This is a genomic window from uncultured Winogradskyella sp. (genome assembly GCF_947498005.1).
GTDB lineage: Bacteria > Bacteroidota > Bacteroidia > Flavobacteriales > Flavobacteriaceae > Winogradskyella.
The window spans coordinates 686,429-707,139 of the sequence record NZ_CANMIW010000001.1; the positions used below are offsets into that span (position 1 = coordinate 686,429).

The 20,711-nt window shown below is 33.0% G+C and carries 14 protein-coding genes; 2 read left to right on the forward strand and 12 right to left on the reverse strand.

Annotated elements, in window-relative coordinates; translation table 11 throughout:
* The first annotated feature begins 49 nt into the window (after positions 1-49).
* Positions 50-421, forward strand: coding sequence for an endonuclease domain-containing protein (locus Q0891_RS03015; protein WP_299098602.1), 372 nt, complete (start codon positions 50-52; stop codon positions 419-421).
* Between the two features lie 529 nt (positions 422-950).
* On the opposite strand, the gene Q0891_RS03020 is transcribed toward Q0891_RS03015, so the two are convergent.
* From Q0891_RS03020 to Q0891_RS03055, 8 genes are all read right to left on the reverse strand, one after another.
* A complete protein-coding gene (locus tag Q0891_RS03020) occupies positions 951-1,142 on the reverse strand; it encodes a hypothetical protein (RefSeq protein WP_299098604.1) in 192 nt (63 codons plus the stop codon).
* Entirely contained in the window at positions 1,139-1,906 is a 768-nt protein-coding gene (locus Q0891_RS03025) for an HNH endonuclease (RefSeq protein ID WP_299098606.1), read from the reverse strand. The genes Q0891_RS03020 and Q0891_RS03025 overlap by 4 nt, the downstream gene beginning before the upstream one ends.
* A 10-nt stretch (positions 1,907-1,916) precedes the next feature.
* On the reverse strand, positions 1,917-4,766 hold the full coding sequence (polA, locus tag Q0891_RS03030; RefSeq protein WP_299098608.1) for a DNA polymerase I: 2,850 nt from the start codon (positions 4,764-4,766) through the stop codon (positions 1,917-1,919).
* 401 nt (positions 4,767-5,167) lie between these two features.
* Positions 5,168-6,427, reverse strand: coding sequence for a tail fiber domain-containing protein (locus Q0891_RS03035; protein ID WP_299098610.1), 1,260 nt, complete (start codon positions 6,425-6,427; stop codon positions 5,168-5,170).
* Positions 6,428-6,460: 33 nt separating this feature from the next.
* Positions 6,461-7,510 (reverse strand): T9SS type A sorting domain-containing protein, encoded by a 1,050-nt coding sequence (locus Q0891_RS03040; RefSeq protein ID WP_299098612.1) that lies wholly within the window; start codon positions 7,508-7,510, stop codon positions 6,461-6,463.
* Between the two features lie 28 nt (positions 7,511-7,538).
* Positions 7,539-7,736: a hypothetical protein gene (locus Q0891_RS03045; RefSeq protein WP_299098614.1), complete on the reverse strand. Its 198-nt coding sequence runs from the start codon at positions 7,734-7,736 to the stop codon at positions 7,539-7,541.
* Positions 7,737-7,893: 157 nt separating this feature from the next.
* The gene (locus tag Q0891_RS03050) at positions 7,894-11,874 is read right to left on the reverse strand and encodes a hybrid sensor histidine kinase/response regulator transcription factor (RefSeq protein ID WP_299098616.1); all 3,981 of its coding nucleotides are present in this window, start codon (positions 11,872-11,874) and stop codon (positions 7,894-7,896) included.
* Positions 11,875-12,044: 170 nt separating this feature from the next.
* Positions 12,045-12,305 (reverse strand): hypothetical protein, encoded by a 261-nt coding sequence (locus Q0891_RS03055; protein WP_299098618.1) that lies wholly within the window; start codon positions 12,303-12,305, stop codon positions 12,045-12,047.
* A gap of 275 nt (positions 12,306-12,580) precedes the next feature.
* Between Q0891_RS03055 and Q0891_RS03060 the strand changes: the two genes are divergently transcribed.
* The gene (locus tag Q0891_RS03060) at positions 12,581-13,993 is read left to right on the forward strand and encodes an aldehyde dehydrogenase family protein (RefSeq protein WP_299098620.1); all 1,413 of its coding nucleotides are present in this window, start codon (positions 12,581-12,583) and stop codon (positions 13,991-13,993) included.
* A gap of 107 nt (positions 13,994-14,100) precedes the next feature.
* Here Q0891_RS03060 and Q0891_RS03065 read toward each other — a convergent pair whose 3' ends face one another.
* From Q0891_RS03065 to Q0891_RS03080, 4 genes are all read right to left on the reverse strand, one after another.
* On the reverse strand, positions 14,101-15,918 hold the full coding sequence (locus Q0891_RS03065; protein ID WP_299098622.1) for a hypothetical protein: 1,818 nt from the start codon (positions 15,916-15,918) through the stop codon (positions 14,101-14,103).
* Between the two features lie 501 nt (positions 15,919-16,419).
* A complete protein-coding gene (locus Q0891_RS03070; protein ID WP_299098624.1) occupies positions 16,420-17,742 on the reverse strand; it encodes a hypothetical protein in 1,323 nt (440 codons plus the stop codon).
* A 144-nt stretch (positions 17,743-17,886) separates the two neighbouring features.
* Positions 17,887-18,579, reverse strand: a complete 693-nt coding sequence (locus tag Q0891_RS03075; RefSeq protein ID WP_299098626.1) for a LytTR family DNA-binding domain-containing protein — start codon at positions 18,577-18,579, stop codon at positions 17,887-17,889.
* A 111-nt stretch (positions 18,580-18,690) separates the two neighbouring features.
* Positions 18,691-20,628, reverse strand: coding sequence for a histidine kinase dimerization/phosphoacceptor domain -containing protein (locus Q0891_RS03080; RefSeq protein WP_299098628.1), 1,938 nt, complete (start codon positions 20,626-20,628; stop codon positions 18,691-18,693).
* Positions 20,629-20,711: the final 83 nt, after the last annotated feature.

A 20,711-nucleotide genomic window follows, 5' to 3' on the forward strand; every position in this document is an offset into this window, starting at 1 on the left:
GGGACTTTAGGGGTGTAAAGGAGTATAAGAACAGCCGGAATTACCACTAATGAAAAACAAAATAATCCCATACAATCCCAAACTAAAAATCCTAGCCAGGCAATTAAGAAAAAATAGCACTTTACCAGAAGTCTTGCTTTGGCAAAATATAAAGCAACGCGCTTATGGCGTTCAGTTTCATAGGCAAGTACCAATGTTAGAATATATAGCAGATTTTTATTGCCATGAAATAGGGTTGGTCATAGAAATTGATGGAGACAGTCACGAATATAGCTTTTTGTACGATGTTAAGAGACAAAAAGAAATCGAAGCTTATGGCGTTACCTTCTTAAGGTTTTCCAATGAAGAGGTTAAGAAAAATATGTTTAGTGTGTTGTTAGTTATTGAAGAAAAGGTAAAGGAGTTAACTGAGCAAGTCTGAAAACACCCCTAAAGTCCCCTCAAGGGGACATTTGATAAAGGACAAAACAATACTTCAAGGGTTTTCAATTGTCCTCTACGTTTAAAAAAGAAAATACTATAGAAAGGGATTACTGTATTTGTAGGTTATAAGGATAGCACTAACGAATAAGAATAGTACTCCAGATTTATATTTTTTACTGATAACTTTATTAATAAGTATTATTTCGTTGAGAGGACGTTTAATAAAGTAAAAGCAAGAATTTATTGAATCTTAATTATGTTTTGTAGTACTAAATATTATTTATTAAACACTGGTTTGTTGGTTAGGATTGTCCCCTTGAGGGGACTTTAGGGGTGTAAAATATGTAGGTTTACAAAACCAATTTAAAACCAATGTTTTTATTAAACCATTAACATGGTTTTTCTAAAAAGGTATTTGAGTTTAAAGAAAAACGTGTTATTGAACATTTTGAAACTGTCGATGATTTTTTAGCTAGAAATTGAGTAGAAAGTTTGAAAGAGATAGATTTGCAGCTAAAGTGGATTCGTTAAAAATGAATATCTTTAATTGCAACTCTTCCTTTATAAAGAGAAATAAACTCTGAATCATTTAAAGACTCTTGAAATAGTGCAGCTTTGAGGTAATTTTTAATAGCGTCGTTTACTGTTTTTCCTTTTTCATTCCCTAAATGTATATCGTTTTTATATATAGCAAATAATGTTTCCGTTTTATCACTCAAGACTGAAAAATATTTAATTTATGATATTCTAAAAAATCTTCATTTGGGATAAATCTTTTAGGTAATTTCAGAGATTTCCCTTCCAATTTATGGAAATATAATTTCATGTTTTCACTGCCGTTTCTCTTTAATTTATTTGATAATACCATTTTGAAATTCTTATCGAAAGTTATAAGGCCTCTATCAAATGCTTTGTCGTGTAAATAATTAAGACATAATCCATTTTGCGGGTTTAATCTCTCCTTTTTGTTTTGAGACCAAGGAATTATATGACTTGCAACCAATAAATCTGGAACATCAATACCTGAAATAGCGCATTTATTATCATAGTTCATTAAAACTATTTTTCTAAAAATAGATTGATTGACTCTGGTGCTAACTTCTCTAACTCTGTTTTCTCCTGTTAAGTGACTGAGATTTCCTAATTCAGATTTAAATTTTTCTTCAATCGAAACCTTTTCTTTAGATGCTAAAATTTGCTCACTTAAATAAATCAGCTTTTCTTGGTCATGAAAAAATTCATCCCAAATTGGTTGACATTGCTTTAAGCCTCCAACTAAACCTTTAACTCCACGGTTTTGATGATAAGGGTCACATGAGGCGAAATTTGATAATCTAATGGCAATTGAATTATTTGACCTTCCTGTTAGATTAGCTAAATTAATAACTTCAGGATTACTCGCGTGAAATTTACCAAAAGGTAGCTTCAAATATAAATTGAAAGCTAAAATTAATTCTTCTTTTGTCCAGAGTCTTCTACTCATTTTATCAAATTTAATGCGCCTCCAGCCAATTCAAACCAGTATCGACTTCAACATCTAAAGGAACTTCCAATTTAAAAGCATTTTCCATTTCGGTTTTAATCAATGTGGTTAATTCTTCTAATTCTGGCTTGTAGATATCAAATACCAATTCATCATGCACTTGTAAGAGCATTTTAGATTTGTAATTGCCTGCTTCAAGTTTATTATAAATATTAATCATGGCAATTTTAATAATATCTGCTGCGCTACCTTGTATTGGTGCGTTTACCGCATTTCGTTCGGCTGCACTGCGCACCATGGCATTACGAGAATTGATATCTTTTAAATAACGACGACGACCCAAAACCGTAGATACATAACCGTTATCTCGCGCAAAATCGACTTGCTTACTCATGTAGGCTTTTAATTTTGGATAAGTTTCGTAATACGTATCTATTAACTCTTTGGCTTCGCCACGCGATAAATCGGTTTGGTTGCTTAGTCCAAAGGCAGACACACCATAAATTATCCCAAAGTTGACTGTTTTGGCATTGCTTCGTTGCGCTCTTGTCACTTCTTCAATAGGTACGCCAAAAACTCGAGATGCGGTTGAGGCATGAATATCTTCGCCATTCTTAAAGGCTTCAATCATGGTTTCTTCTTCACTTAATGCAGCGATGATTCTTAATTCTATTTGCGAATAATCGGCAGCTAGTAAAGTGTAATCTTCATTTCTTGGAACAAAAGCTTTTCGTACTTGGCGACCGCGTTCTGTACGAATTGGAATATTCTGTAAGTTAGGATTATTACTACTTAGACGACCTGTTGCGGCAACCGTTTGCATATAGTCGGTGTGCACTCTGCCAGTTGCTGCTTCTACCTGTAATGGTAAAGCATCTACATACGTGCTTTTTAGTTTGGCAAGACCACGATATTCTAAAATATCTCTAATAATCTCGTGCTCTTTGGCTAAGGCAGATAAAATATCTTCGCCAGTTTTATATTGTCCGGTTTTAGTCTTTTTAGGTTTATCTACCAGTTTAAGTTTTTCAAACAAGATGATTCCTAATTGTTTTGGCGACGCAATATTAAATTCTTCGCCTGCCACTTCATATATTTTAGATTGAAGATTCGTAATATCGTTATTAAGGTCTTCTGATAATGAGTTTAAAAATTCAACATCGAGATTAATTCCTTCTAATTCCATAGCGGCTAAAACGCGTAGTAACGGAATTTCAATATCATCAAATAATTTTTGAGTGTTGGCTTCGCCTAATTCTTTTTCAAAATGTTCCTTAAGTTGCAATGTGATGTCTGAATCTTCAACGGCATATTCCGTTTGCTTTTCAAGAGGAACTTCTCGCATTGAGAGTTGATTCTTGCCCTTTTTACCAATCAATTCTGTGATAGAAATAGGCGTGTAGTTTAAATACGTTTCAGCAAGAATATCCATATTGTGACGCATATCTGGATTTATTAAATAATGCGCTAACATGGTATCGAACAATTTGCCTTTAACGCTAACATTATATTTTGCTAAGACTTTAATATCATATTTTAAATTCTGACCAATTTTCTGGATGTTTTCAGCTTCAAAAAACGGTCTTAAAATTTCGATTAATGCTTGTGCTTCGGTTTTATCTTCGGGAAATGGTATATAAAATCCTTTGCCAGTTTCCCATGAGAATGCAATACCAACCAATTCTGCGGTTAACGGATTTAATCCTGTTGTCTCTGTATCAAAACAAACAGATGTTTGATTCATTAGATTTTTAACAAACAATTTAGTAGCCATACCAGGCGCTACACTTTGATAAAAATGAGAATACGTTGCAGCCGTTTTTCTGGAGTTTTCTGAAATGGCTTCGTCTGTAGAAGGTTCGCCACCACCAAACAACGAAAACTGACCTTCGCCTGCGGATTTTATTTCTTTAGGTGTGGTTTTAGGTGCTTCTGCTTTATTTGAAGTTTGCGTTGCTGTTGTCGTTGCTTGAGCTTCAGCAGAAAACGTTTTATTAAAATTATCGATTAAGCGTCTAAATTCTAACTCTTGAAAAATCTCAGTTACCTTAGGCACATCTGGTTCAGACATCTCAAAGTCTTTAGCGTCAAATTCCACCGGAACATCTAGCATAATAGTGGCTAATTTTTTAGAAAGTAAACCGAGTTCTTGGTTGGCTTCAACTTTCTCTTTCATTTTACCTTTCAACTCATGCGAATTCGCAAAAAGGTTTTCCATAGAGCCATAAGCGGCTAAAAATTTCTTAGCTGTTTTTTCGCCAACACCAGGTAAACCAGGAATATTATCTGAAGCGTCTCCCATCATGCCTAAAAAATCTATGACTTGCAAAGGGTCTGTAACTTCAAATTTTTTCTGAACCTCAGGAATTCCCCAAGTTTCGTAGCCACCACCAAAAACAGGTCTGTACATAAAGATGTTTTCAGATACCAGTTGTGCAAAATCCTTATCTGGTGTTACCATAAAGGTTTTGTAGCCTTCTTTTTCGGCTTTTTTTGCCAAAGTTCCTATAACATCATCCGCTTCAAAACCTTCCTTTACCATAATTGGTATGTGCATGGCTTTTAGAATTTCGTAGATGTAAGGAACCGCTGTTTTTATACCTTCAGGCGTTTCATCTCTATTGGCTTTGTATTCTTGATACATTTCTACACGATCTGCACTTCCGCCTTTATCAAAACAAACGGCTAAATGGTCTGGTCGTTCACGTTTTATTACATCTAAAAGTGAGTTCATAAAACCCATTATGGCTGAGGTATCTTCTCCTTTGGAGTTAATTCTTGGGTTTTTTATAAAAGCATAATAGCCACGGAAAATTAGTGCGTAGGCATCAACTAGAAAGAGACGTTTTTGGTCTGACATATTATATCATTTTTTATTTAAGTGAGCATTTGTAAAATGCCCTTTTTTCATTTTTGCTTCAAAATAAAAATGAAACGTAGCTATGTCTATGTTTAATTTTTCTTTTTCGCATTAGCTGAAAAAATCATCATTTTACGTTTAAGCGAACCTAAACAAAAAATGATATTGTGATTAAATTTGAATTGTGTTATCTCCTTGAGCTCAGTCGAAAGGTCTTCTAAATTAACGGAAGTTTAAAAAATAATTCTCGACTCTGCTTTAAAGGACAGTAGTTTCAAAATTACAAAACTTAAGTCTTGAAATGAAAGAATGAATTATCAAATAATAAACAAAAAAAAAGTCGGTCCCTACACCGACTTTTTAATCTAATAAAAATATAATTGAAGACAATCAATTATGGGTTAATTCGGTGTTGAATTATGTTGTTCTAAAGCAGATAAGCGTGCTTCTAGTTGTACTAGATTATTTAATCTTTCTAATAAAGTTTCATTTTCTTTTTTTAGGTTTAAGACTTCTTGGTATAATTCTTTTACACTAGCTGTGAGTATAGGTGTTAGTTTACCGTAGTCTACCATCATAGGGTTTTTATAAGGGTCTGAGTCTGGAGAGCCAGAAACCGCTTGCGGATATACTAATTGCAAATCTTGAGCTATAAAGCCATATTCTTTAGGGCCTGGAAATGATATATATTCATAGAGTTGAGGTTGTATTTGGTCTAAAACACCTAGCGCATTAGTTATGTTTTCTATATTCATTTTTAAACGACGGTCTGAGGTTGTAGAATAATTGACACCATTTCCAAATGCGTTTCCTGTTATTTTGCCAGCTTCGATAGTTTCATTTCTAAAAAAGCTTAAGTATCTATGGTTTGTCATAGGTGAAATATCTGTTAATCTGATGCTTACTCCTTCAGCCGAACTACCAGTACCTAATTGTTGAAAATTAGCGACATAATTAGTAGATGATGCATGTGCATTTAACCTGTAGGAAGATCCACTACCAGTTGTTCCGATAGCTAAGTTACAATTGCTAAAATAAGAAGTTCCTGAAGTTATTAGGCGAACAGAAGGAGATCCTGAATTATAGAGTTCAAAAATTCCTGAACTAGAACCATAAAACCGACCTAATGTTGTGCCAGATGTAGAACCGTCTTTCCAATACGTGTCTTGCCCAAATGTAGTATTATTAGAATAACCATTCCCTATTCTAAAAACAGTTGGTCCATTAGAACTTACATTAAAACTACTAGAAGAAGTACCGACTCTGAAAGTGAGTGAACGCGTATCAAAATTTATAGCAGTGTCACTAGTAAGTGAGCCTCCTAAGCGAAAATTCTTACTGCTTTCAATTATGCCATTAGATGAGGTATAAATGTTCTTAGTAGTTGTCCATGCTCCGCCAGTCCAGTAATAAAACCCACTAGGATTAGTGCCATCAAAGGTTGTTAAATAAACCAACATTCCTTTTTGGTCTACAGTAGGGTTTGTTGACGGAAATGCATCTATTCGTGGTATTAAAATACCATCTGTATTTGCAGGTGCAGCTTGGTTTGATGCTGTAATATCTAAACTGGCTTTAGGGTCTGTGTTACCAATACCTACTTGAGCAAAACATGCGAATGAAGTTAGACAAAGTATAATTGTGTATTGTATAATTTTCATGATAATTGGATTTTTGAGGTTGTGCAATTGAGATTAGTCGTGTAGGATTTTCTTCGTTATGGTTTTGTTTTCAACTTGAATTTTTACCACATATAAACCTGTTTTTAAATCTGTGAGATCGATGTGGTTTTCATTTGAAGTTTTGGCAACCAATTCTCCTAGACTATTGAAAATTACAATTGAATCTACTGTAGATGGAAAAGACAGGTTTAATTGGTCTTTTACTGGGTTTGGGTAAACTGAAATAGATGTGTCATTATTAATTTCGGTTGTAGAAAGTGACCCATCGCAACTAACGCTAAAACTAGTATGATCATCGATATTTGCCCAATTTGAAGTACTGTATGCTTCGTCATCTACAGTAATACAATTAAGTTCTGAGTTACCGTCCGTTCTAAATAAAGTGACATTAGTATTATTGCCATTACTAATATTAAGTTCAGTTAAGGCATTGTTTTTACAAGACAATCTTTTAAAACTAGGTTTGTCACTTAGATTTAGCGTTGTTAGCTGATTATTATCGCAGTACAGATCTTGTAAATTATTGTTACTAGATAAATCTAATTCTGTTAATGCTAGATTGTAAATATCTAATTTTAACAATGCCGTATTTGCAGAAACATCTAGAGTTGTAATGGCGTTATCACCACAATATAAATTTGATAGGCTAGTGAGACTGCTAACATCTAAACTTGTTAAATTATTTTCTTCGCAAGCCAGATTATACAATTGTGTATTAGCTGCAAAAGTGATACTCGATAAATTGTTATCCCAACATACAAGGTTACCTAATAGTAAATTGTTAGTGACATCTAAAGTAGTTAGGTTATTTTGGCTAAGATATAATGTGGTAAGGTTGGTAAAAGCTTCAATACCTGATACGTCAGAAATATTTCGATTAGTTAAAATTAAAGATGTTGTGTTTTCTGCATCAACATTTAAGATATTTCCGTTAAGTCCATTGGTGTCAATTCCTTCGTCAATTAAAGCTTGCTCAAAGTTGGCATCTGGAATCGCTGTAGTTTGTGAATAAAGTTGACAGCAAAGCGTAAGTAATATGATGGTGATTGTAATGTTTTTCATAATGTTGGATTTTGAATATTTATTAAGATTATAATTTTACATCGACGTCAAAGGCATTTCTCACATCTCTAAAAATGGTGTGGATATAATAAGAGATGCCAAGAACGAGTTCAGAACCACCAAGAATAAAAGGATTAATATTTCCAATGAGTTGTATGGAAATATGACCAGCTAAAAAACTGGAATTAATAATGAGTAAAGCAACGAGAAGTGTTGAAGTTTTCATAATACAATGAGTTAATGATTAATAGCTTCACAAACTTATTGTTATACTTAAAAAACGGTCTTGATTATTTTTTCAAAAGAGGGTAGTATTTCTTCAAAATGAAGAAAAATGACAAGTATTATTTTGTCAGAACGAATGTATTAATATTGATTATCAGTTAATTACGAAATTCAGTTGGGCTTTGGTTAAATTCGTCTTTAAAAGCTTTGCTGAACCAATTAGGATCGTTAAATCCTGAGGCATAGGCAATTTCGGAAATGGATAAATCGGTGGTTTTTAGTGATTCTTTAGCTTTTTCTAGTCGTACTTTTCTAATAAAAATTCCTGTACTTGTATTAGAAATAGCTTTTAGTTTTCGGTAGAGTTGCGAGTCACTCATTAGCATAAATTTTGCGAGTTCAGTGGCTCCAAAATTAGAGTCATCTAAATGCTGATGAATAGCATCTATAACTGAATTTAAAAAGATGAGTTTTTTGTCTGTTGTTGGTTTTTTCTGTTCGGTTTTTTCTACAACCGTATTTACTGCATAGTTGTTCTGAAGCTTTTTCCGCTTAGCAATTAACATTTGCATACGGAGTTTTAATTCTGCCTTTTGAAACGGTTTGGTTAAATACGCATCTGCACCACTTGTAATGCCTTCAATCTTATCTTCTTGCATGGCTTTAGAAGTTAGCATTATAATAGGAATGTGGTTGGTGTTGGTATTGGCTTGTAGTTTTTGCGTCAACTCAAAACCGTCCATTATTGGCATCATAACATCAGTGATTATAATATCTGGAATGTTAGTTTCAGCCCATTCTAAACCTGCTTTACCATCTTTTGCGAAGCTCACTTTATAATCTGGTTGTAAGCAAGAGGCAATGTAACTTGCCATATCTGCATTGTCTTCTACAATTAAAACGGTGTTAGCATCGTCATCAATAATTACGTCATCTAAATCTGGCACAACGGTTCCGATTGAAATTGGATTAATTTTGAGATCTGAATCTTGATGAAGAGCGTTATTAGTAATAGGCAATTGAAGCGTAAACGTTGTACCAACACTAATTTTAGATTGCACTTTTATTGTGCCTTTACACAATGCTACCAATTCTTTTGTCAACGCTAAACCAACGCCTGTACCTTGAGACACTTTATGTTCGGTATTTTCTACTTGATAAAAACGATCAAAAATATAAGGAAGCTCTGCTTCTGATATGCCATAGCCTTGATCTGCAACTTCAACCAAAAGTGTATTGTTTTGTTGTTTTAAGTTAATTTGAAGTTGAGAATCTTCTGGAGAAAATTTTAAGGCATTTGAAATAAGGTTGGTAAGAATCTGACGCCATTTTTCGGCATCATAATCCATTACGATTTTCTTTGGATCAGCGTTAAATTTTAAATCTATTTTCTTGTCTGAAGCAATACTTAAAAAACTATCGACGATATATTTTGAATAGCTTGCAATATCATTCTGAATTAAGTTGAGGTTGAGTTGTCCTTTTTCTAACTTCGCTAAATCCAGCATTTGATTTACTAAATTCAGTAAACTATTACTGTTTTGTTCAATAGTATTTAATGAAGAATTGACATCGTCTTTTTCAGAAAATCGTTCTTTTAAATTACCAAGATAACCAAGTATTATGGTAAGTGGTGTTCTAAACTCGTGGGTAATATTGGTAATGAATCTCGATTTTAAATCATCTAACTCTTGTAAGCGTTTAGATTCTTGACCTGCAATTTGTCGTTGCAAACTAATTCTATAAAAAGCGTAAACAATACCTAAAAACAACAACAGATAAGATAGGTATGCTAAATTACTTTTATACCATGGTGGTTTTACATTTATTCTTAATTCTAAAGGCGGTTTTTGCCATAAGTTGTTTCTAGATTTACCTTGTATTTGCAATGTGTATTCCTTAGGAGATAAGGTAAGAAGTTGAATATAGTTTTTGTAGTCTAAAGCATTCCAATCCTTGTCGTCTGGTAATAGTTTATAAACGTATTTTACATTGCTATTGGGTCTAAAATCTAATCCAGAAAAACTTAAATTTATAGGAAAATCGTTATGGTTAACTTCAATTTGTTTTGCATTGATAATACTTGTAGATAAAATTGAAGTTTCACTCGGAGTTACAAGCGTATCTTTAACTTTTAGTTGTGTAAAACTAAGTTGGCCTTCTTTATCTAACTTATTAATATCATTAGGATTAAAAATGTTTACACCATTTATGCCTCCAAAGTAAAGATTTTCATTACCTGAGTTTTTGTAAACAGCTCCAAGATTAAACTCCGTACTTTGTACACCATCTTTAGGGTTGTAATTGGTAAATTCTTGTGTGTTTTTATGAAATCTAAAAAGTCCACCATTAGTAGAAAGCCATAAATTCCCTAAATTGTCTTCATTAATATTATATATAAAAGTGTTAGTTAAACCATCGCGTTTACCAAAAGATGTAAACGAGTCTGTTTCTCTATTGTATTTACTTAGTCCTTTTCTGGTCGCAATCCATAATGTTTTGTCACTATCTACAAAAGCACTTAGAACACCTCTAGTTGCTAGGCCGTTAGTTTCATCATAGTTTTTTATAAGGTTAAATTTGTTGTCTTTAATATTAAAAGCACTTAGTCCCTTTTGTGTTGTCATCCAATACATGCCTTGATGATCTTCAAGCATTGAAATGGTTAGTCTTGAAGGAAATTGCTCTGCACTATAATTTAAAAAGTCATAGTTTTCACTTTCAACATTTCCAATAAATTTACTAAAACCCTTATTGTAGGAGGTAACCCAAATAGTATTCTTAGAATCTTTAAAAATACTTCTTATGTTATGAGAAGGGAGATGATTAGCGTAATCGGTTTCAGAAGGAACTGCAATAAAATTTGGGTTTTCTATATCTAATGTGTTGAGATTTAAGATAAATAGGCCTTTACCAGTAGCACACCAAAGATTATTATGGGTATCTTTTACAAAACCTCTTACTCTATGATTAGGAAAAACCTTAAATATTGATTGATCGTTATTACTAGAAATAACCAGTCCGCTTGAGGTTGCTGTAAATAGATAATCTTTTGTATCAATAACAGCAAATACGGAAGGATCATTTACATTAAAAACGTGCGTTGGGTTTTTAAAAACGGCATCTTTAATAATAGAAGTGGTTTCTAAATTAAAACTTCCAATCATTAGGTTGCCATTATTGTCTACATACAGATCATTAATATTATCAAATGAAACGGTGTTTAAGTTTTCTTTTTTATTAGCTCTGTAGTGTGTATTTACAATTAGGTCTTTATTATTATATGTTGCCACTAATAATCCAGAATTTGTTCCTATATAATAACTGCTGTTATCATAAATGAGTGTATTTACATTATACTTAACGGCACTTTGGTTTTCAATAAGTTGAACAGGTTTTGCCTCTAAATTAGTGTTAGTTAAATTGTAAAGTCCACTATCTGTAGTAATCCATAATGTATCTGAAATTGTTTTTAAGTTATTAATGCTGGCCTCAATAGTCGTTAGTTTTTTAAAGAATAAGTCGTAACCAGAATCGCCTATACCATTTAAGGATGCAACATAAATTTCGCCATCAAGGTTGCCAATATAAAGTTGATCATTCATTACCGAGACACCTGTGATTTTTTTAGGATAATCTTTAAAATAATGAGTTTTATGATATGTGTTGTTTTCAATAATACCAATACCATTGTCCGCATTAGCAGCGATTATTAAGCCCTTGTAGTCAATTAATCGTGTACAATTAGTGTTTGGTTCTCCAAGCTGTGTAGTAGATTCAGTACTTATATTGTAAGCTACTAGTCCATTTTGACCAGTACCAATATATATGTTATTGTCTTTAGCTAAAATAGCACCAATTCTAAAACCACCAATATCTAATCCTGAATGTTTATCTGGCTGAGGTATATAAAAATCATGACCATCATAGCGCACAATACCATCTGAAGTACCAAACCAATAGAAGCCTTTTTTGTCCTCAGTAATACAAATAATAGTTTCTTGTGGTAAACCTTCTTTTAGACCTAAATGAGAAAATGTTAGTTTTTGTGCACTAGAATTAAAACTGACTAAACACAATAGTAGGAAGAGAATAGTAGTACTTAATCTAGAAAAATAAATGTTTAGATTATTTGTCATCAATGATTAATAGCTGATACTAAATTAGTGATTTTTTTTGTTATAATTTATAAATCAGTGCTTTATAAATAAATTATTCATTGTAGTTTCTGATATAATCAAAAAAAAAGCCGAAACATAAGTTTCGGTCTTTTAATAAAATATAGTTAATAGCGTCTTAATTCATTTTCTTAACAAAGCTTTACTGTCTTAACTTTAATTTGAAGACTTTTTCTGTAAGCTTTAATACTGATAATTTCGTTACTCTTTTTACGATTCATTTTTAAAACCTTAGCCTTAACTTCAGCAGAAATACTAATTGTTTTCGCTTCTACTTTTTCAACTTTAACAGTTTCAATAAGTTCAGTTTCATTGTTAGTAACTGCATCTTGCTGAGCAAAACCTGCTAGAGACATTGTTAAAAATAATATGATGACTAAACCTTTTTTCATAATAGTAAGAAATTAATTTGTTTTAACTTCGAGTCAAAGAAACGGATGATTCTAAATGTGACTAAAATTTTTAGATGAAACAGGTCGATAAATGGATAACAGGATTCTATTTGTAAATATCATCGACTAAATACGTAAAATGGCTCGTTAGCCCTTTAGAATCAATGTTATTTGTGCTAAAAGTTGAATTTTATAGGATGAAAAACACGTTAATTTTTTAACTATCGACGAACGACACAAAAACAGCTTCAAAGACCTGTAAACAGTACTTTTTTATGAAAGAATTTGTAAATAATCCATACTTTAAGTTATTCTCTAAGCAATATCAGAATCAATATAACATTGGGAATAGTACTTATAAACAACGTATACAGAAACTGAATGCATTAAAAACCGCAATTGAATCCACGTATAGAATAGAAATACAAAATGCCTTACAACAAGATTTAGGCAAGCCAGTAGTAGAAACCGAGCTCACAGAGATCTTTGCTATAATAGGAGATATTAAATTTGCAAAGCAACATTTAAAGCAATGGATGCGCAAGCAAAGTGTAGACACACCATTATCTATGTTGGGTTCTAGTTCTTACATTACGTACGAACCCAAAGGTGTTTGTTTAATAATTTCGCCATGGAATTTTCCTTTCAACCTTACGTTTGGTCCATTAGTTTCTGCAATTGCAGCAGGAAATACTGCGATTATAAAGCCTTCGGAAATGACACCGAATTCTTCAGCGTTAATGGCTAAAATAGTTGCAGACGTTTTTACTGAACATGAGGTGGCTTTAGTAGAAGGCGAAGTTGAGGTTTCTACTGAATTATTAAAATTACCTTTCAATCATATCTTTTTTACAGGCTCACCACAAGTGGGTAAAATTGTGATGTCAGCAGCATCTAATCACTTAGCTTCGGTAACTTTAGAGTTAGGAGGGAAGTCGCCTACTATCGTAGATAAAACAGCAAATATTGATAAAGCGGCAAAGAAAATAATGTGGGCAAAGTTTTTGAACACAGGCCAAATATGTGTGTCTCCAGATTATGTGTTGATTGATAAAAGTGTGAAAGTAGAATTTATTGAGTCTTGTAAAAAATGGCTTAAAACCTTTTATACTGATAATCCGAAAGCGTCAAATAGTTACGGAAGAATTGTCACAGACAAGCACTTTAAAAGATTAAATGCTTATCTCGAAAACGCAAAAATACTTGAAGCCAAATTTGAAGTCGGAGGACAAACAGAAAGCGCGACTAAATATATAGAACCTACTATCATTTCAGATTTAAAACCTGAAGCAAAATTGCTAAACGAGGAGATTTTTGGGCCTATTTTGCCTATTGTAACTTATGAGAGTTTAGATATGGGAATTGCATATATCAATTCAAAATCGAGACCCTTAGCACTTTACATCTATAGTAAAAGTAAAGCCAATATTAAGAAAATAATGAATAACACAAGAGCAGGTGGGACTTGTATTAATAATAGTGTGTTGCATTATGCAAATCACAATTTACCGTTTGGAGGTACAAATAATAGCGGTATTGGCAAAAGTCATGGATTTTTTGGCTTTAAAGCGTTCAGTAATGAACGATCGGTTTTAAAACAACACACGTTTGGTGTTACAGAATTGTTGTTTCCACCTTACACTAGTTTTAAAGAGAAGTTGGCTAGGATTACTGTGAAGTGGTTTTAGTGAAAGAAAAAAAGCCGCTCCCTACAGCGGCTTTTTCTATTATCTGACATAGCCATGGCGTAGTCAGGCTCAAAAACATAATAATTATTACTAAAAAATTAATACTTTTACTTATCTATAAAATAACCATTTACAACTCCATCCGGCATGACGGTTTCTCCAGAGTCCACAAATATTGGGTTTAAAAATGATGAATATGATGGATTGGCAGTATATAACCCATTTCCTCTGTACACTGTGCGTGATGAAATTCGTATGTAACTACTTGTTGACGGCGATACTGGGCAAAAGTTGAGAAGTACAAAAATCTTATCAGAAGGTACATTGAAAGAGGTATTAAATGTAGCTGGTTCGCAATAGGCATCTACTAAAAAACCATTGATAATCGTTGTGTTACCAGATTCTACAACACTACCAGCACTTATTATAATAGGGCTAGTCAATGTTTGATAATTATTTGCATTTTGTCGTCCTCTTAAAACGGTTATGCCATCAACTATTAATTGAGCTGATATATATGGCATAAAAACATTCGTAATGTATAAATTTTTACCTGTAGGCACAGTGTATGGACTTCCTGATAAAGTTGCGAGACTACCACGTGATATAGGATCTATATTTTCAAAACCATCTGGATATTTAGGGTTTATAAAAGCGCGCATACTTGCAGGTGCACCACTAGAGATTTGTAGTTCGTCGCCAACTAAAGTGAGATCTTGAAGCTCATTAGTTACGTCACCATCTAATTCGGTAGCCGTTGGAGTAGACCATGTAAGTGTGCCATTACCATCAGTTGTTAATACTTCGCTAGCATTCGCGCCATCTGTTGTTGGTAATTTATAACCTCCAGCAGTAGGATCTCCTATTTGTAATTCTCCATTGACACGAAGAATATCGTTATCAAATTCACCGTAAATTAACGGTGTTATATTCGAGCTATTTTCTATATATAATCTATTACTAGACATTTCTAAAGAACCAGCGGCATAGCCTAAAAAAACGCTCCCATTCCTTTCTCCTGTGCCTACACTGTTGCCTGCGGAAGTTCCAATATACGTGTTTTGAATGCCGTTACCATAATACCCGGTTGCAGCACCAATGGCTACATTTTCGCCTCCTGCGGAGTATGAGTTCATTGCTCTTCTACCTATGATTGTATTGTTACTTTCTCCGGATAAAGCATTTCCAGCTTCCGAACCAATAACAGTATTAAAATTACCTGAGGCGCTATTACCCAATGCCCAAACTCCAATAGTTACATTTGAACTTCCAGAATTATTACTAACATGTGAGCCTCTTCCTAAGGCTGTATTATAGGATCCGCTAATATTGTTGGTAAGTGAGCCTTGTCCTACAGCAGTGTTCCAAATGCCTGTTGTGTTTGCATCTAAACTTGCCGAGCCAATTGCTGTATTGGAATCTCCTTCCGTGTTATTTAAAAGAGCGTTGTAACCAATTGCTGTATTTTGTGAACCTATAGTATTGTCTTCTAAAGCGAGATACCCAATACCCACATTTCTATTATCTGAGCTATCATCTGAGGCTCCTGAATTGATACCTAGGAATATAGAAGATCCATCTTGTGAGCCATCAGTGTCAGATTTTCCATCTTCAAGATCATTTATATTTTTTGCACCAGTAAGGAATGTCCAACCTGTACCATCATTCCAATAATAAAACCCTTTGCCAGATGCTGAAGCTCCAGTGTAGAAGATTAGCAAACCATCTCTAGTTGTGCCTGGAGCACTAGGAAAAACACTCATTCGAGGGATTAAAATACCATCGTTGTTAGCAGGACTTGTAGGGCTAGTCGCTTCAATGTCTAGTGTAGCTTGTGGGTTTGTGTTACCTATACCTACTTGGGCATTTATGGTAAAAATAATAACAGAAAACAATAAGCTTATACGTAGGTTTAGAACGGTCATAATTTATATGTTTTGAGAAGTCCGCTTCAAAACAACTTAAGGTATATAATCTGTAGAGAAGTTGTTTTAAAAAGCGTAATGACTGATTAATAGCTTCGTAAAACTAGCTCAAAACCATTGTTTTAGTCATTGTTTTTTAGTAAACGGTTTTTTTTCTTTAGTGAATACATTTCAACCTCGATTATAAGCTTTTTATTGAGTAATATTTTACTGTGCTTTTGTTAAGAAACATTTTAGAGGTTCCATTTTCGTAGTACTAATTCTTGCAATAATGTTCCGTTTGTTTTTTACAATTTGAACTGTCTCAGAAGCAGAGAATTTGATTGATTTTTGTTTGCGCTTAGATTTTTCTCTTTCTCAAGCCTCAATAAGTTTATCTGCTACATCTCTAGCTTGGTTGCATGCATAAGCGTTAATTGCAGAACTGTAATTGATAGATTTATAAATGAAATCAACTAGTCTTGTCTTTCTGATATATTATATTCTTTTACTGTAATTGATTTATTTATATCTAGGTGTTGCACAGCCAATGCCATTCCAGTTTTTAAGGCCTACAGGTATGGCTTCGTCAATCTGAAGACGTGGTAAAAATATTTCTGCATCCATTGTAGTAGTATTGCCTTGAAGATTAAGACCTAGCATGCCTCGCAATTGATTTGCACCCGAGTTTGCGGCACTTACAGAGGCGTCAACAGCTTCTCTGCTTAACTCCTTACGATTACCATAGATTTTGGCCCAACGTTCAGCTACCGAAATTTGCAGTAGAGCAGTGCTATTTCCAGTTGAGCTTGCATCTATACGTTCGGCTTCGTCCACAATATCATCTACAATCATTTCGTCGTTTATTTCTTTATAATCGTACTTAGAGTTTCCTGTAAAGAGATTATTACTCAGCACAATATTTGCACCTTTATTGTAAATGCCACCAAAGTGTCCAAAGCCAAAAACATTATTGGTTATAGTGGCAGTTAATTCTTTATCTAAAGCCAAAGCGTTCCCTCCATATGAGGCAACAGGATCGTGTTTCCAATTAAATAAAGACGTGTTATTACTAATGACAAATTGCGGAACTAATTTTGGGTCATTGCCAACATATCCTGTGCGCGCATGGATACCATAACCTGTGTTATTTATTGATAAATTATTGCGAATGTAACCTTTTCCTCCTTTTTTTACGCGTACGGAAATGGCGCCTTCCGTTGGTGCTGTGTTCATAACGACACAATTTTGCACACCAACATTCATATAATGACTTGCCACAACAACGATACCGCCAGATTCTGGCGATGGATTTTGTTGGCTCTTAGGACTTGCTTTTCTGCGGATGGCTAAGTCCTTATCATGATGATAACGATTTCTAGGTCCATTGTCTACAATGATACCATCGATTATTATTAATCCGCCTTCTGCGAGTTGTCCGTTTTTAGCGCGTTGTTGGTCTGTACGAATGTAAAGCCGAGGTGTTGTTAGTTTTTTGTATTCGTTTGTACCCGTAAATATGGTTTTGTGATCTGTCCAAGGCGCACGTTTGGTGAATGTAACATCATAACCGCCATAAATTTGAACAGGAACATTTATTTCGTCTGAACCACGCTTACCTTTGCTCTTGTAAACGCCTTCTGCAATATGAATAATATCGTTTGGTTTTAATAAGTAGATAATATTGCCTAAGTCTTTGGCTGGTTGTTCTTTTGTGCCAAGTTTACCTGACCCTGTAGACTCACTAACATACCAATCTCGTCCTTTTTTTGTGAAATCTACGGTATCTTGAGCATTTAATGATGCCATAAACAATGACACAATTGCATAAAAACATACTTTCATTTTAGTTAAATTTTACGTCAGATTACCATCTTTTAATTGATGGTATATCTTTAATTAATAGCAGTGTAAAGCTATTTTTATAACTATTGGTAAAAGAGTTTTTTTAGTGAATGCTCACTTTTATTTAGTGAATGGAGTAAAATTTTATTTATAAGTTTTCAGTTTACTTACCACTAAGCTTTTTTGCGACGCACTTACAGGAATACTATCATTTTTAAGTGTAATAGTGTTTTTATCAACACTAAGAATGTGGTTTAAATTTACCACGTAAGAACGATGTGCTTTTATAAAGTTATCTCCTTTTAGTTGCTCTGAAATGTGCTTTAAAGTATGCGGAACTAAATAAGTTTTTGTATTTGTGATGATATAGCAATAATTGTCAAAGGCCTTTAGATAACTAATGGAGTTTTGATTTATTCTATGTAATCTGCCTTCGTGTTTAATGACAATAAAATGTTGCTTAGATTCACTGTACTTATGCCAAGCTAATTCAATATTAGTTCTTAAACTAGTTTCGGTAAATGGTTTAACAATATAACCTAACGGGTTTACATACTTTACGCGTTCAATAGTATTGGGATCCGTTTGTGAAGAAAGAAACATATAGGGCAAGTTCTTTTTATCTAATTCTGTAGCGAGATCCACACCATCCTTTTCTCCGTTGAGTTGGATATCAATGAGTATTAAATCGGGTTTTAGCAATTCTATGTCACGCAGCGCAGTAGTAAAATCTTCAGCATCTCCAATGGCGCAAAAACCTTGTTTACGTAATGCTACTTCAATGGTGGAAACTATTAAGGGTTCGTCTTCTACTATAAATATATTTAGGGATTTCAAAATAATATTGATTTAGATTTTTTAAACTATAGAAAACTAATTTTTATCACTGTTTTTTTTAGTGAAAGCTCATTTATTTTTAGTAAATAAAACACCTTTATGAGTTAATACCTAGAGTATGTTAAACTTTTTTATAGTTAATATAGCTTCTGTTCCACTATCTCTTTTAGAGTTATAATTTAAAGTTGCGTTTAGCTTTTTAGATAAGGCTTTCATCAGTGTAATCCCAAATGATGTGCTTTTTATCTCGCCTTCAAATCCTTGTCCATTGTCAATAACTTTGAGAATAAGATTTTGGTTTTCTCTATAAAAGATTATTTGTATTGTATGCCCTTTGGAATTATCATTAAAAGCGTGTTTTAAAGTGTTTGTTATGAGTTCGTTTAATATTAAGCCAATTGGAGTAATGGATTCTATGTCTAATACTAAAGGTTCTGCTTGGAGCTCGTAATTTATGGGTTCTCCATTAAACTGATGGCTTTCAAAAATATCATGTGTTAAGTCGCTAAAATAATCTTTAGTATTAATGCCCACGAGCTCATCTTTATTGTATAATTTTTGATGTATTAAAACCATAGAACGGACTCTGTTTTCGGCTTCTTTTATAGCAATTTTAGCTTCTTTGTCTTCTACACTTTCAGACTGTAAGTACAATAAACTAGACACAATCTGAAAACTATTTTTTACACGATGATGAGTTTCTTTTAATAGTACATTTTTTTCGTCTATCGAAGTTTCTAATAGTTTAGTTTGTTTAGCTAAGAGTTTATTTTTTTTATAATTTTTATAAAGAAAATAGGCTATTATAAGAGCGATTATCATACCTATTAAAGCAGCAATTGTATAGGCTAATTTTTGTTGTTCTGATTTTTCGGCTTCTAGCTTTAGAACTTTTAATTCGGCTTCTTTTTTTTCGAAATCATATTTAGTAATTAGTTGTTCTACTTTTTCGTTCTGTTCTTTATTAAAGGATTCAGCTTCAATTGTAATAAACGTCTCGAAGTAAGACAAGGCTTGTTTAAAGTTGCCTAATTTTTTTTCTACTTTATATAAGCAATCACAACTTTTCATAATAAACTCTTTATCGTCTATTGAATCGGCTATAGATTTTGCTTTTTCGCAAGCTTTCTTTGCTTCTGTTGTTTTATTTGTAATTAATAATAAATTCCCTTTTTCTTGTAGCGTATTAGTGATGCCAAATTGATGTTCACTTTTTTCGTAATTTATTAATGCATCATCTAGATAAATAAGGGCATCATCATAATTTTTCAATTTAATTAAAACTTGTCCTAAGGTTAAATCGGTGGTTGCTATGGATCGTAATGGAAATTCATTTTTTACTTTTAAAGCTTTTGCTTCTTTTAGAACTGATAAGGCTTCATTTAACTTGTTCATGTTCATTAGCAAATCACCCTTGTTGGACATAAGTACAGGTACATTTTTAGAAAATTCCTTTAAAGTCTTAGAGGTTTCAATAGCATCATCAAAATATTGTAAAGCTTTTTCAAAATTTTCTGTATTAATACACAAAATAGCCAAGCTATTATTGACAATTACCAATCTCCTTTTTAATTGGTACATATCATCATTTGACAATGTTAAGGTGTCAATTGATTCTAATTTTTTTTTGGCTTCTACATTTATTTCAGTCGCTAAGGGTAACTTGCCTTGCTTTTTGTAAACACCTCCTTTTGTGTTTAATATGGTCGCTAATAACATGGGATCGTTTTGATCTTTTAGATAATGCGATGCCTTATCTAAATAATAAATGCTAGAATCTAATTTTGTATTGAAGTAATAGTAATTTCCTAAGGCATAATAACTGTTAGATAATTCTATTGAATTGTTATTCAGCCTAGAAATCTCAATAGCCTTATCAATTAAAACACGTGTATCTTTAGAGTATCGAAGCTGACCTGCATTACTGGTAAGCACTCTTATTTTTTCAAAATCATCATCATAAGTGTCTACAATGTTAATTAAGGAATCTATAATTTTATGTTGATTAGAATTTGATTGAGAATGTAAAACACAGGAGAGGCTTAGCAATAAAATGAAGTAAAAATATTTCAAGATAGCAAGGAATTATTAGTTAGTTTCCTACAATTTACATATTTTCTGTGGTATTTTAA